This window comes from Streptomyces sp. NPDC003032 (assembly GCF_053591415.1).
This window is the reverse complement of sequence record NZ_JBSFTT010000019.1, coordinates 1-13,871: the sequence shown is the minus strand read 5'-3', so window position 1 is coordinate 13,871 and position 13,871 is coordinate 1. Positions and strand designations below refer to the sequence as shown.

Genomic DNA, 13,871 nt, shown 5'->3' with positions numbered 1-13,871 from the left:
CGCGACCTGAGCGGAGGCTGAGCCCTCCCTTAACGCGGCCATAAGGATCTCCGTCCCGGGCCGTCGGCAAGGGATTTCGCGGATTTCACGGGCTAGCTTTCCCGGCGTCCCCCTGTGAACCGTCGTTGAGGAGAACCACCCATGCCCGCTCGCCGCAAGGTCACCGTGATCGCCGCCGTCGGCGTGGCCCCGCTCGCCCTGACCGCCCTGTCGGTGACGCCCGCCGCGGCGCACGGCTCGATGACGGACCCGGTCAGCCGGGTCTCCGCCTGTTTCCAGGAGGGCCCGGAGTCACCGAAGTCCGCCGCCTGCAAGGCCGCCGTCGCCGCGAGCGGCACGCAGGCCCTCTACGACTGGAACGGCGTGAACATCGCCAACGCCGCCGGGAAGTCGAAGGAGATCATCCCCGACGGCAAGCTGTGCAGCGCGGGCAACGACAAGTACAAGGGCCTCGACCTGCCGCGCGCCGACTGGCCCTCCAGCAAGCTGGCCGCCGGGAAGCACACCTTCCGCTACAAGGCCACCGCCCCGCACCGGGGCTCCTTCGAGCTGTACGTCACCAAGGACTCGTACGACCCGACGAAGCCCCTGAAGTGGTCGGACCTGGAGAAGAAGCCCTTCGTCAAGGTGACCGACCCGAAGCTGCGGAACGGCGACTACGTCTTCGACGGGAAGATCCCCGCCAAGTCGGGCCGCCACCTGATCTACTCGGTCTGGCAGCGCTCGGACTCCCCCGAGGCCTTCTACACCTGCTCCGACGTCGTCTTCGGCAAGGACAGCGGCGGCTCCGGTTCCGCCCCGGCCCCGGCCGCGTCCGCCCCCTCCGACAAGGAGATCGCGGCGGGCGCCGAGAAGTCGACGGTCGAGCACCACGGGCACGGGGACGCCGACGCCAGTACGGGAGCGAAGGCCACGGAGGCCGCCCCGGCCGCTGACTCAGGCTCCGGCTCCGGCTCCGGCGACGCGCCTTCCGGCAATGATCCCGAGGTGAACGGCGGCGCCGAGAAGCCCGTCACCACCGCGAACGACGACCTCGCCGAGACCGGCGGCTCCAGCTCCACCTCGTACATCGCGATCGGCGGAGCCGCGGCCCTCGCCGTCGGTGCCGCGGCGATGTTCGCCACGGCCCGCCGCCGCGCGGCCGGACGTCACGGTCGCTGAAGCGGCTGGACCAGTATCAGGAAAGACACGTGGTCGGCGTCGCGTTCTTCGGATCCAGCGCGTTCGCCACCTCGTGGTGGGCGAGACGGTCCAGGACGCCGATCGCCACGTGCTCCGACACGTTGACCCGGCACAGGTCCTGGAGCGTGACGTTGCGTACGCCGGGGCCGTCCAGGAACTGGCTGCGGTACGGCGTGACCACCTCGTCGTACTTGGTGGCGATGACGGTGTAGCGCACGCCCGGCACGGTGTCGCCGCCCGCGTTGAGCTTGGTCAGGAACGGTGACCCGGCCACCTGGTCGGTGAGGGCCGGCGTCTTCGTGGTCAGCAGGTCCTCGATGCCCGGGAAGTACGGCAGCAGCCTGGTGAGACCGAGCAGGGTGGTGCCGTGGTTGTCGGGCGCGAGGCCGATGAGGGCGTTCACCTTGTCGGCGCCGCCGAGGAACTTGAGGTAGTGGCGGGGCATCATGCCGCCCTGCGAGTGGCCGACGAGGTCCGCCTCGTCGGCGCCCGTCGAGGCGAGTACCTTGTCGACGAAGCCGTCGAGCTGCTCGGCCGACTTGTCGATGGGGCCGAGCCCGTGGAAGAACGGCACGTCCTTCAACTGGCCGTAGTCCAGGGAGTAGACGCAGTAGCCGCGCGCGACCAGATAGGGCGCGAGGACGAGCCAGTTGTCGATGGAGTTCCCGAACGTGCCGTGCACGAGGACGACCGGGCGGGGGTGAGCGGCGGAGGGCTCGCAGGTGTAGTCGTTCCAGCCGCTGGACGTGGCGAATTCCGTCTGAGCGGTGGTGGCGGCGCTGGCGGTGGCAGCGGGGGTGAGGGTGGCCGCGCCCGTGAGGAGCAGGGCGGCGGCGAGCGCGCGCAGCGCTCGTCTCCAGGGCAGCATCCGGTGATCTCCTTGCGGTTCAAGGGAGTGGAGAGGGGTACCGTACGCCCTGTGATCCAGATCACAGGATGCCGTGCTCACGTCAAAATACGCGCCGTTGGATGAAGACAGAAGCTGCGCGTCGCAACAACTTCCAGTGATTACTGGCAGAGTTTCCGGTCCTCTTGGTCCCGGGGCATCCCGCCGCCCCGCCGTCCCGCCGCCTCGCCGTCCCTCACCGTTGCGGCGCCGCGAGCCCCAGCTCGTAGGCGATGATGACCAGTTGGACCCGGTCCCTCGCGTCGAGCTTGGTGAACAGCCGCGCCACGTGCGCCTTGACCGTCGCCACCGTGATGAACAGCTCGGCGGCGATCTCGCTGTTGGACAGGCCGCGCCCGACCAGGGTGAGGACCTCGCGCTCGCGATCGGTGACGCCGGCCGACGGGCGCGGCGGAGACGGTGACGGCAGGGTCGGCGGGGTCGGCTCCGGGCGGGCGGCGAACTCCGCGATCAGGCGCCGCGTCACGCTCGGCGCGATCAGCCCGTCCCCGGCGGCAACCACCCGGATGGCCGCGAGGATGTCGTCCAGGGCCATGTCCTTGACGAGGAACCCGCTCGCGCCCGCCCGCAGCGCGCCGTAGACGTACTCGTCGTCGTCGAAGGTGGTCAGGACCAGGACGCGCGCGCCCTCCGCGTCCGCCTTGATCAGGCGGGTGGCCTCGATGCCGTCCATGCCCGGCATACGGATGTCCATGACGACGACGTCGGGGCGTACGTCCCTGGCCAGCCGGACCGCTTCGGCGCCCGTGCCCGCCTCCCCCACGACCTCGATGTCCGCGGTGTCGGCCATCAGCACGCGCAGGCCCGCGCGTACCAGCGGCTGGTCGTCGGCGAGGACCACGCGGACGGTCCCTGCGCTCATCGGGCGTCCTCCGCCGGCACGGGCAGCCGGGCGGCGACCCGGAAGCCGCCCTCGGGGCGCGGTCCCGCGGTGAAGTCGCCGTGCAGCAGGCTTACGCGCTCGCGCATGCCGACGATGCCGTATCCGCCGCCGGCGGGCAGCCCGCCCTGTCCGTCGTCGACGACCTCGACCGTCACGTCGTAGCCGTAGCCGGCGCCGTCGCCGTCGCCGTATCCGACGGTCACCCGGCATGTGCCGGTGCCCGCGTGGCGTACGACGTTGGTGAGCGCCTCTTGCAGGACGCGGAACGCGGCCAGGTCGATGTCGGCGGGCAGCGGCCGCGGTTCGCCGTGCCGGAGGACCTCGGCGCGGACCCCGGCGTCCAGCGTCGACGCGACCAGGCGGTCGAGGTCGGCGAGGCCGGGCGCGGGCTCCAGGGGCGCGGGATGGTGCCCGGCCTCCGTGTCGTCCTGCCCCGTCGTGGGCCTCCGCAGCGCGACGAGCGTCCTGCGCAGGCCCGCGAGGGTCTCCCTGCTGGTGGCCTCGATGGTGGTGAGCGCGTTGCGGGCCTCGGCGGGCTGGGTGTCGATGACGCGGCTGCCCACGCCCGCCTGGATGGCGATGACGCCGATGCTGTGCGCGATCATGTCGTGCAGCTCCCGGGCGATGCGCAGCCGTTCGGCGGTCACCGCCTGTTCGGCGGCCCGCGCGCTCAACGCCTCCGCGTGCGCGCGGCGTTCCCGGACGGAGTCGCCCGCGAGCCAGGTGGCGGACGTCGCGAGGGCGAGGAACGCGGAGAGCTGGACGGCCCGTTCCGGGGTCTGCCCGAAGGAGGACAGATGGGTGCCGAGCTGCGCGCCGAACGCCAGGCCGGCCGCCACCACCGAGGTGCGGCGCGGCCGTACGGCGGCGATGTAGCCGACGGCGAGATCACCGAGCACGACCTGGAAGTACGCGATCTCCGGATTCTGCATCTGCGTACGCGCGGCGGCCCAGCCGACGAGCAGCAGCGCGAGCGCGGGCAGCGGCCTGGTCCGCAGAAGCGCGCCGAGCAGCGCGGTGAGGACGATCAGCGGGACGACGGTGAGCACGCTGAAGCCGCTGCGCCCGTCGAGCATGGCGAAGTACAGAGCGAAGGGGTAACCGACCGCGGCCGCCCAGGCCACCGGCACGAGCCACGCGCCCGACAGCCGCCACCGGGCCACGGAGAGCAGCGAGGCCGTTTGTCTCGGCGGGGCGGTTCGCGGCTTCGGCGAGACCACCGCATCACGCGAAGCCACCGGCCCCGGCGACGCAGCCCGCGGCCTCGGCAAGGCCGCCGAGCCGGACAAGGCCCCCGCGGAAGGCAAGGCCCCCATGGCCGCCGCGTCCGCCGCGGCCTCCGCGTCCCGTGGACCGGGGGGAGTCGGTGGGCGGGGAGCGTCCGGCGTCGCGTGCATTTCCCGATCGTAAGCGCGCGGCCCCGCCCTGGCATGGGCCCCGAGACGTACGCCCACGGGCTACCCGCCCCCGCGCGGATGTGGTCGCCGGGCCGATGCCCCGGGCGCTCCGTCCGCGACACCGTGGGGCGCGTGATCGAAATCGACGAACTGACCAAGTGCTACGGCGCCGCCACCGCGGTGAACGGCCTGAGTTTCACGGTGCGTCCAGGGCGGGTGACCGGGTTTCTCGGGCCGAACGGCGCGGGCAAGACCACCACGTTGCGGATGCTCCTCGGCCTCGTCGAGCCCACCGGCGGAAGCGCCACCATCGAGGGGCGGCCGTTCCGTGACCACCCGCGCGGGCTGCGCCACGTCGGCGCCCTGCTCGACGCGGGCGACGTGCACGGCGGACGCAGCGCCCTGGCCCACCTCGCCGCGCTCGCCCGCAGCAACGGCATCGCACGCCGCCGGGTCGACGAAGCCCTCGGCGAGGTGGGCCTCGCGGAGGTCGCGCGGCGGCGCGTGTCCGGCTACTCGCTCGGCATGAAGCAGCGGCTCGGCATCGCCGCCGCGCTGCTGGGCGACCCTCCGGTGCTGCTCTTCGACGAGCCGCTCAACGGCCTCGACCCGGAAGGCGTGTTGTGGGTGCGGGGTCTCTTTCGGCGCCTCGCCGCTGAGGGCCGCACGGTCTTCGTCTCCAGTCACCAGATGAGCGAGATGGAGAACACCGCAGAGCAGCTGATCGTGATCGGCCGGGGCGAGCTGATCGCCGCGGAGAGCGTGGCGCGCTTCGCGGCCCGCTCCACCCGGCCGGGCGTGACCGTGCGGACACCTCGCGCCGCCGAACTCACCACCGTCCTGACCGCCGAGGGCGCCGCGGTCCAGCAGGACGGCCACGGGCTGCTCTCGGTCAGCGGCCTTCCCCCGGCCCGCGTCGGCGAACTGGCCTGCGCCCACCGGCTCCCCCTGCACGAACTCACCGCCGTGGGCCCGTCCCTGGAGGCGGCGTTCATGGAACTGACCGCCGACCACCTCGACCACCACGCCGGAGAGACCCGATGAGTACGCAGACGAGTAGAACGCAGACGAGTACGCCAAGGAGTAGTACGCCTGAGCGAATCCGCTTCACCGATCTCCTCGCCGCCGAGTGGATCAAACTCCGGTCGCTGCGCTCGACGTACTGGGTGCTCGGCGGCGGCGCCCTCGTCGTCATCGGCATCAACGCCAACTCCGCCTGGTCCAACGCCCGTCGGCTCGCGGACATGCCGCCGCCCCCGGCCGGCCTCGAACCCCATTTCCGGTTCGACCCGCTGCACACCGCCTTCGTCGAACCGGCCTGGCAGCTCTTCATGGTCCTCGCGGCCACAGTGGGCGCGCTCTCGGTCATCGGCGAGTACACCAGCGGCCTGATCCGTACGACGTTCACGGCCGTGCCGGACCGCCGGGCGGTGGTCGCGGCGAAGATCGTCGTGGTCACGGCGGTGCTGTGCGGGCTCGGCGCGGTCGTCGCGGGGGCGTCGTTCGGCGTGACGCAGGCGCTGCTGCGGGAGGAGGGCGGCCTGTCGATCGGCGACGAGGGGGCGCTGCGGGCCGTCGTGGCGTCGGCGCTGCTCGCGCCGGTGTGCGCGCTGGTCGGCATGGCCCTGGGGGCGGCGGTCCGGCACGCCGCGGGCAGCATCGTCGCCGTGGTGGGCACGCTGCTGCTGCTTCCGGCGCTCTTCCAGGGCGACACGTACCGGTGGGTCAAGGAGATCGGCAACGCGATGCCGCTCACCGCGTGGGGCCGCCTCGTGGAGAACCCGGCGGTGCCCGGTCTCCCGGAGAAGTATCCGGTGACACTCGCCGAGGCGTGGGCGGTCTTCGCCGCGTGGCCGCTGGTCGCGGTGGTGGTGGCGGTCGTCGTGGTGCGCCGCAGGGATGTGTGAGGCGGGATGCGTGAGGCGGGATGTGTGAGGCCAGGAAGAGGTACGGGGTTACGCCCAGGAAGAGGTACGGGGGTTACGCCGCCAGCGTCCCCGGCACGATCGCCCCGGGCCCGAACTTCTCCCGCGCCCGGTCGACCACCTCCTCGATGCGGCGGGCCTTCTCGTCCGCCGGGTCGAACGTCAGCTGGTGGGTGGCGCGTTCGGCCGGCGCGAGCCCCTCGGCGCGCAGGGCGACGGCGCGCACCCGGGCGCGCTGGAGTCCGAGCGCCTCGTACATGCGGTACGCGGCCGTGGTCAGCGCGGTGGAGTGCGCGGTCGGCTCGGACAGGGACCGGGTCCGGACGGTCGTACTCCGGTCCGCGTACCGCACGGTGAGGGTCAGGGCGCGGCACACCTGGTCCTCGCCGCGCATCCTGACGCCCAGTTCCTCGGCGCCGGACAGGAGGGCGCGTCGGTGCCGGAAGGGGTCCAACTCGTCGCGGGGGAAGGGGCGTTCGACGGCGAGCGAGCGCGCGGCGGAGTTCGGCACGACCCGGGTGCGGTCGATGCCCCGCGCCTTCTCCCGCAGCTCGCGGCCCGTGCGGGCGCCGACGAGCCGCTGCAGGGTGGACAGGGGTGCGGCGGCGACCTTTCCGAGGGAGTCGAGGCCGTACTCGCAGAGGGTACGGGCGGTGGCGCGGCCGATGCCGGGCAGTTCGCCGACCGGCCGGTCGGCGAGGAACTCCCGTACGCCGTCCGGCCCTTCGGGCACGGCACGGGTCACGCCCGGGGCGGCCCCGCGGGCGGCCATCCGTGCCAGCATCGGGCCGGGCCCGGCGCCGATCGCGCACTCCACGCCGTACAGCGCGAGCGCCCGCACCCGGATCAGCGCGGCCAGCTCGACGGCGCTCCGCCCGAAGTACCGCCGAGCGCCGCGCACGTCCACGAGCGCGGCGTCGGGCGGCAGTGCCTCGACCAGGGGGGTGAACTCGCCCAGGAGGCCGAGCAGTTGCGGCAGTACGGCCTCGTACATGGGGGTCAGCAGAAAGCGTACGTAAAGGGTGTTGGTGTTCACCTCGGTGTTCACCTCGGTGTTCATCCCGTTGTTCATCCCGTTGTTCATCCCGCGCTCCCCGGACTCTGGTGCCACAACTTCCTGGCGCCGCCCGCGGCGCCCTCGCCCGCCGGGCGGAGATCCGCCCAGGGGTGCATCTCGTACCCGGTGGACATGCGGAGGCGCCGCCCGCCCGCCACGGGGCCCGGGGCCGGACCCGGCTCGGACTCGGACTCAGGTTCAGGCTCGGACGCGGGCTCCGGCTCCGGCTCCGCCAAGCGCAGCGCCACCGCGTCGAGACCGCCCTCCTTGCGCACCTCCACCAGCTCCGCGAGGTTCCACGCCGCCGCGCCGACCACACTGACGCTGCGCGGCCCCCGGCGCTGCACCACGCCGCGCACCAGCAGCAGCCAGGAGTGGAAGACGGTGTGCGCGCACCGCTCGTGCGCGTCGTCGAAGAAGGCCAGGTCGACCAGGCCCGTGCCGTCGTCGAGGGTCGTGAAGATGACCCGCTTGCCGGAGCGGATCGGCGGGGTCTGCGTGGCGGCCTTGGCGCCCGCGACCAGGACGGTCGCGCCGTGCTCGGCCTCCCGCAGCCGCCGGGCGCTGAGCGCGCCCAGCTCCGCGAGGAAGTCGGCGTGGTCGCCCATGAGGTGGCGCGAGGAGTCCATGCCGAGGACGCCCAGCTCGGCGCTGAGCCGCTCGGCGTCGTCGAGGTCGGGGAGGCCCGCGGGGGCCGTCTGCCGCCCGCCGGCCAGCGGCAGTTGGGCGCCACTCGCGCCACGCGCGCCGCGCCGCAGCTCGGTCAGGTGCAGTTGCAGGTCGCGGCGGTTGGCGCCGAACGCGTCGAGCGCGCCGACCTGCGCGAGCCGCTGCGCGACCGGCTTGGAGGGCCTGGCCCGCTCCCAGAAGTCGACGAGGGAGGCGTACGGCTGTCCGTCCGCGATCCGCGCGGCTTCCGCCTCGCTGATGCCGTGCACGTCACAGAGGGCGAGCCGCAGACCCCACACCGACCGCGGCTCGGACACCAGTTCGATACGGTGAGCGACCGCCGACCGGTTCACGTCCAGCGGAAGGATCGGCACCCCCCGCCGCCGCGCGTCCGCGAGCAGCAGCCGCTTCGGGTACATGCCTGGGTCGTGCGTGAGCAACCCGGCGTAGAACGCGGCCGGGTGATGGACCTTCAGCCACGCCGACTGGTACGTCGGCACGGCGAAGGCCACGGCGTGCGCCTTGCAGAAGCCGTACGACCCGAAGGCCTCGATGATCTCCCAGGTGCGGGCGACCGTCTCGGCGTCGTACCCCTTGGCCGCCGCGTGCTGCGCGAACCAGAACCGGATGCGCCCCTGCGACTCGGGGTCGGAGAGCCCGCGCCGCACCCGGTCCGCCTCGTCGCGCCCGCAGCCGGTCATGATGTCCACGATCTGGATGATCTGCTCATGGAAGACGACGACGCCGTACGTCTCCTTCAGCGGCTCCGCGAGGTCCGGGTGCGGAAAGCGCACGGGCGCGCGGCCGTGCCTGGCCTCGATGAAGGGCCGCACCATGTCGGCGGCGACCGGCCCCGGACGGAACAGGGAGATGTCCACCACGAGGTCGTGGAAGGTCGAGGGCTGGAGCCGCCCGACCAGGTCGCGCTGGCCCGGCGACTCGATCTGGAAGCAGCCGAGCGTCTCGGTGGAGCCGATGAGCCGGTACGTCGCCGGGTCGCCCGGCGGCACCGCGTCCAGGTCCACCCGCTCCCCCGTGGCCCGCGCGACCTCCGTCACCGCGTGCGCCATCGCCGACTGCATCCGCACGCCGAGCACGTCCAGTTTGAGCAGGCCTAGGTCCTCGACGTCCTCCTTGTCGAACTGCGACATGGGCAGGCCCTCGCCGCTGGTGGGCACGACGGGCGTGCGCGCGAGCAGCGAGGAGTCGGAGAGCAGCACCCCGCACGGGTGCATGGCGACGCCGCGCGGCAGCGCGTCCAGCGCCTCTACCAGCTCCCACAGACGGTCGCGGTCGCCCAGCTCCTCGGCCACCGCCCGCAGTTCCGGCAGCTCCTCCATCGCCGCGCGGGCGTCGCGCGCGCGGATGTGCGGGAAGGCCTTGGCGATCTTGTCGATCTCGGCCGGGTCCATGGACAGGGCCGCCCCGACGTCGCGTACGGCGTGTCGTACGCGGTAGGTCTCGGGCATGGCGACCGTGGCGACGCGCTCGGTGCCGAAGCGGTCGATGATCGCGCGGTAGACCTCCAGGCGGCGGGCCGACTCGACGTCGATGTCGATGTCCGGGAGCACGTGCCGCCGCTTGGACAGGAACCGCTCCATGAGCAGCCCGTGCTCGACGGGGTCGGCGTGCGCGATGCCGATGAGGTGGTTGACGAGGGACCCGGCGCCGGAGCCGCGCGCCGCGACCCGGACGCCCAGGTCGCGTACGTCGTCGACGACCTGGGCGACGGTCAGGAAGTAGGAGGCGAAGCCGTGGTGGGCGATGATGTCCAGCTCGTGGTGCATCCGCTCCCAGTACTCACGCCGGGAGTCGTAGCCGCGCAGCACCATGCCCGCGGCCGCCCGCGAGGCGAGGACGCGCTGCGCGGTGCGCCGCCCGGCGCCGACCAGCCGCGGCTCGGGGAAGTGCACGGAGCCGATGCCGATGTCGTCCTCGGGGTCGACCAGGCACGCGGCGGCCGCCGCCCGGGTCTGTTCGATCAGGCGGTGCGCGGTGTCGCGGCGGAAGCCCGCGGCCTCGACGATCCGCTCGGCGGCGCGCAGCATGGCGTCCGGGCCCTTCAGCCACCGTTCGCCGCCGTCCAGCTCCTTGGTCGGGTCGACGGGGACGAGGCGGCGCGCGGCGTCCAGGACGTCGGCGACGGGGCCCTGCCCGGCGTCGGCGTAGCGCACGGCGTTGCTCAGGACGGGTCGTACGCCCTGCTCGGCGGCGAAGCCGACGGTGCGCGCGGCCAGCCGGAGCGAGCCGGGTCCGGTGCCTTTGCGGCCGTGCCAGACGGACTCCAGGCGCAGGTCGTCGCCGTACCGCTCGCGCCAGGGCACCAGGAGCCGGGCGGCCCGGTCGGGGCGCCCGGCGGCGAGCGCGCGCCCCACGTCGGAGGCGGGGCCGAGCAGCACGGTCAGGCCCTCGCCGTGGTTCTCCTCCCACGGCAGGACGGGCTGCCCGTCGGGGGCGCGGTGCGCGGCGGTGACCAGACGGCAGAGCGTGGCCCAGCCGGTGGCGCCGTCCCGGGCGAGGTAGGTCACGCGCGGGGTCGACTCGTCGATGAAGGCACCGCCGCGCACGGGGGCCCGGCGCCGCTCGCCCCTGGCCGGGGCGGGCTCCCCCACCGCCAGCTCGGCGCCGAAGAGCGGCCGCACCCCCGCCTTCGCGCAGGCCTTGGCGAACCGGACGGTGCCCGCGAGGGTGTCCCGGTCGGTGAGCGCGAGGGCGTCCATGCCCCGCTCGGCGGCGCGCTCGGCGAGCCGCTCCGGGTGCGAGGCGCCGTACCGCAGGGAGAACCCGGACGCGGTGTGCAGATGCGTGAAGCCGGGCACACGCACCTCCTGTAACCCTGAACCGATCCGATCTCGTATCCCCCGCCTCCACCATAGACCAAGTTTCGAACGCATGTACGACACGTGTGCGGAGCCCACCCCTGTAGACCCCTCAGGTCGCCCGTTCGGCCCGTCCCACCTGCGGAAACGAGCGGCGCCCCGGAGCGTGGGGGCATGAGGTTCGCCGACGAATTGAAGAGCGCCGTCACCCCGCGAGCAGCCCTGCTCGTCATCGGCGTACTCGCCCTGCAGCTGCTGTTCATCGCCTCCTACGTAGGCGCGCTGCACGATCCGAAACCGAAGGACGTGGCCTTCGGAGTGGTCGCCCCCGGCCCCGCGGCCCAGCAGACCGCCGACCGGCTGAAGAAGCTCCCCGGTGAACCGCTGGCCCCCCGCGTCCTCAAGGACGAGGCCACCGCCCGCCGCCAGATCATGAACCGGGACATCGACGGCGCCCTGCTCGTCGACCCGCGCGGCACGACCGACACCCTGCTGGTCGCCTCCGGTGGCGGCACCGCCCTCTCCAGGGCCCTCACCACGCTCGCCACCGAGGTCGACGCGGCCGAGAAGCGCACGGTGAAGACCGTCGACGTGGCCCCGGCCTCGCGCCACGACTTCAACGGGCTCTCGTCCTTCTACCTGGTCGTCGGCTGGTGCGTCGGCGGCTATCTGTGCGCGTCGATCCTGGCGATCAGCGCGGGCTCCCGGGCCGCCAACCTGCCGCGCGCGGTCATCAGGCTCGCCACCATGGCGCTCTACTCGATCGTCGGCGGGCTCGGCGGCGCGGTCATCATCGGGCCGATCCTCGGCGCCCTGCCCGGCAGCATCATGGGCCTGTGGGGCCTGGGCACCCTGGTCGTCTTCGGGGTCGGCGCGATCACACTCGCCCTCCAGGCGCTCACCGGCATCGTGGGCATCGGCCTGGCCGTCCTCATCGTGGTCATCGGGGGCAACCCGAGCGCGGGCGGCGCCTTCCCGCTGCCGATGCTGCCGGCCTTCTGGAACGCGATCGGGCCCTGGCTGCCGCCGGGCGCGGGCACCTGGGCGGCGCGCTCCATCGCGTACTTCGAGGGGAACGCGATCACCGGACCGTTCCTCGTCCTGGCCGCCTGGGCGCTCGTCGGCACCGTCGTCACCCTCGCCCTGTCCGCCCGGCGGCGCGAAACACCCCACAGCTCGATCGACCTCAGTGGCACGAACTACGGCAGGGGCCTCGGCACCCGCTGACCGCTCCGCTGAACGCAGAGCCCCGCCCCCGCGTCTTTCGCGGGAGCGGGGCGCGATGCGTCCGTCAGACTCAGCGGACTCAGTCTCAGTCTCAGTTTCAGACTCAGACTCAGCCGATTTCCGCGCCGTAGGCGCTCAGCGCCTCCGGCACCGGCTGGAAGAAGGTCTCGCCGCCGGAGGAGCAGTCGCCGCTGCCGCCCGAGGTGAGGCCCAGCGCGGTCTCACCGTCGAAGAGCGCGCCGCCGCTGTCGCCGGGTTCGGCGCAGACCGTGGTCTGGATCAGACCGTCGACCCGGCCCTCCTGGTAGTTCACCGAGGCGTCGAGCGCGGTGACCACACCGTCGTGGACCTGGGTGGTGCTGCCGCTGCGCGTCACCTTCTGCCCGACCGTGGCGTCCCCGGCCTTGGTGATCGCCTGGGCGCTGCCGTTGTAGAGGTTCACCTCGCTGGGGTGCGGGGTGTCGGCCGTGTACTTCACGAGGGCGTAGTCGTTGCCCGGGAAGCTCGACTCCTCCGTGGCGCCGATCTCCGAGCCGCCCTGCGAGTCGGACCAGCTCTTGACCGCGTTGCCGCAGTGGCCGGCCGTCAGGAAGTACGGCTCGCCGCCCTTGACGACGTTGAAGCCGAGCGAGCAGCGCGAGCCGCCGCCCCAGATCGCGTCGCCGCCGGCGATGAGGGCCCTGAACTCTCCCTTGCTGTGCTTGAGTTCGGCCTTGCCGCCGAGGCTCTTCACGACGGAGCCGACCTTGTCGAGCTTCGCGCCCTTGACCGTGCGGTCCGCCGTGACGACGACCTTGTTGGCGGCCGGGTCCATCGCCCATGAGGTGCCGGGGACGGCCGCCTTGTCGTCCAGCGTGGCTCGGGCGCTCTTCAGCTCCGCGAGGGAGTTCTCGACGATTCTGGCCTTGCCGCCCGCCGACTCGACGACGTCCGCCGCACTCTCGTTCAGCACGTTCACGACGAGGGTCCTGGCCTCGGCGTCGTAGTACGCGCCCGCGGCGTCCGCGCCGAGGTCCTCGCCCAGGGACGAAGCGAGCTTTCCGGCCTTGGCCACCGAGAGGGTGTCGGGCGTGGGTGGGGGCGAGCTCTCGCTCGCGTTCGCAGTCTGGAAGGTGATGCCCGTGGCGACCAGCGCGGCGATGCCCGCGCCTGCCACGGCGGCACGCCGCTTGGGTATGCGTCGGTGCTTCAAAACTCACGACCTCCTGTGGGGGGAACGACCCGGCCGGAGTGGGGTCCTGACGGGTCGTAAGGTGGTGCGCGGCACGGAGTGGACACACTGGTGCTGCGGCGTTCGCCGCGCCGAGGTGACCGCGTCCATGCCAATTTACTTGTCCACTATCCCGACGCCTCGCGGTCGCACACAAGGTCGACTTCAGGACGCGCACACGGAAACACCTGTACGCCCCCTGGTCATCGCGCGCCCCCTGGCACCACGCCGGGTTCCCGTTGCAAACACCGCGCGCTGAGGGACGGTCGTCAGCCTGTGAGGACTAGTCCTGTCCGGTTCTCGCCCCTTCGGAGGGGGCGGACGGCTGCTGCTGGGGCGGGGGTGACTGCTGCGGCAGGGCCTGCTGGGCCCGCTCCAGGAAGCGGAGCAGCTCCACCGGGAAGGGCAGGACAAGAGTGGAGTTCTTCTCGGCGGCGACGGCCACCACGGTCTGGAGCAGCCGCAGTTGGAGCGCCGCTGGCTCCTCCGACATCTCGTGGGCGGCCTCGGCGAGTTTCTTGGACGCCTGCAGTTCGGCGTCGGCGTTGATGACGCGGGCCCGCCGCTCGCGGTCGGCCTCGGCCTGCCGGGCCAT

Annotated in this window: 10 protein-coding genes and 1 pseudogene; 4 read left to right on the top strand and 7 right to left on the bottom strand. The window is 72.8% G+C overall.

What is annotated here, in order from left to right; genetic code table 11:
• Positions 1 to 141: 141 nt before the first annotated feature.
• Positions 142 to 1,161, top strand: coding sequence for a lytic polysaccharide monooxygenase auxiliary activity family 9 protein (locus ACWDZ7_RS25240; protein ID WP_451800003.1), 1,020 nt, complete (start codon positions 142 to 144; stop codon positions 1,159 to 1,161).
• A 16-nt stretch (positions 1,162 to 1,177) separates the two neighbouring features.
• Here the strand turns inward: ACWDZ7_RS25240 and ACWDZ7_RS25235 are convergent, their stop codons facing one another.
• The 3 genes from ACWDZ7_RS25235 to ACWDZ7_RS25225 all read right to left on the bottom strand — a co-directional run bounded on the left by ACWDZ7_RS25235 (position 1,178) and on the right by ACWDZ7_RS25225 (position 4,135).
• Positions 1,178 to 2,050, bottom strand: coding sequence for an esterase/lipase family protein (locus ACWDZ7_RS25235; protein ID WP_451800001.1), 873 nt, complete (start codon positions 2,048 to 2,050; stop codon positions 1,178 to 1,180).
• Positions 2,051 to 2,264: 214 nt separating this feature from the next.
• Complete coding sequence (locus ACWDZ7_RS25230; protein WP_451799999.1) at positions 2,265 to 2,951, bottom strand: response regulator; 687 nt, start codon at positions 2,949 to 2,951, stop codon at positions 2,265 to 2,267.
• Positions 2,948 to 4,135: a sensor histidine kinase gene (locus ACWDZ7_RS25225; RefSeq protein WP_451799997.1), complete on the bottom strand. Its 1,188-nt coding sequence runs from the start codon at positions 4,133 to 4,135 to the stop codon at positions 2,948 to 2,950. The genes ACWDZ7_RS25230 and ACWDZ7_RS25225 overlap by 4 nt, the downstream gene beginning before the upstream one ends.
• Before the next feature lie 366 nt (positions 4,136 to 4,501).
• On the opposite strand from ACWDZ7_RS25225, the gene ACWDZ7_RS25220 reads away from it, so the two are divergent.
• Positions 4,502 to 5,413 carry an ABC transporter ATP-binding protein gene (locus ACWDZ7_RS25220; protein ID WP_451799995.1) on the top strand — a complete coding sequence of 304 codons (912 nt, stop codon included), beginning with the start codon at positions 4,502 to 4,504 and terminating at the stop codon, positions 5,411 to 5,413.
• A complete protein-coding gene (locus ACWDZ7_RS25215; RefSeq protein ID WP_451799993.1) occupies positions 5,410 to 6,276 on the top strand; it encodes an ABC transporter permease subunit in 867 nt (288 codons plus the stop codon). The genes ACWDZ7_RS25220 and ACWDZ7_RS25215 overlap by 4 nt, the downstream gene beginning before the upstream one ends.
• 73 nt (positions 6,277 to 6,349) lie before the next feature.
• Here ACWDZ7_RS25215 and ACWDZ7_RS25210 read toward each other — a convergent pair whose 3' ends face one another.
• Together ACWDZ7_RS25210 and ACWDZ7_RS25205 are read right to left on the bottom strand one after the other, a co-directional pair.
• Positions 6,350 to 7,354: a DNA polymerase Y family protein gene (locus ACWDZ7_RS25210; protein ID WP_451800208.1), complete on the bottom strand. Its 1,005-nt coding sequence runs from the start codon at positions 7,352 to 7,354 to the stop codon at positions 6,350 to 6,352.
• A 20-nt stretch (positions 7,355 to 7,374) separates the two neighbouring features.
• Entirely contained in the window at positions 7,375 to 10,839 is a 3,465-nt protein-coding gene (locus ACWDZ7_RS25205; protein WP_451799991.1) for a DNA polymerase III subunit alpha, read from the bottom strand.
• A 174-nt stretch (positions 10,840 to 11,013) separates the two neighbouring features.
• Here ACWDZ7_RS25205 and ACWDZ7_RS25200 point away from each other — a divergent pair, with 174 nt between their 5' ends.
• Positions 11,014 to 12,066, top strand: a complete 1,053-nt coding sequence (locus ACWDZ7_RS25200) for a DUF3533 domain-containing protein (RefSeq protein ID WP_451799990.1) — start codon at positions 11,014 to 11,016, stop codon at positions 12,064 to 12,066.
• A 109-nt stretch (positions 12,067 to 12,175) separates the two neighbouring features.
• Here ACWDZ7_RS25200 and ACWDZ7_RS25195 read toward each other — a convergent pair whose 3' ends face one another.
• Together ACWDZ7_RS25195 and ACWDZ7_RS25190 are read right to left on the bottom strand one after the other, a co-directional pair.
• Positions 12,176 to 13,258, bottom strand: coding sequence for a S1 family peptidase (locus ACWDZ7_RS25195; protein WP_451799989.1), 1,083 nt, complete (start codon positions 13,256 to 13,258; stop codon positions 12,176 to 12,178).
• Positions 13,259 to 13,559: 301 nt separating this feature from the next.
• Positions 13,560 to 13,871, bottom strand: a pseudogene (locus ACWDZ7_RS25190) (slipin family protein); the annotation flags it as partial.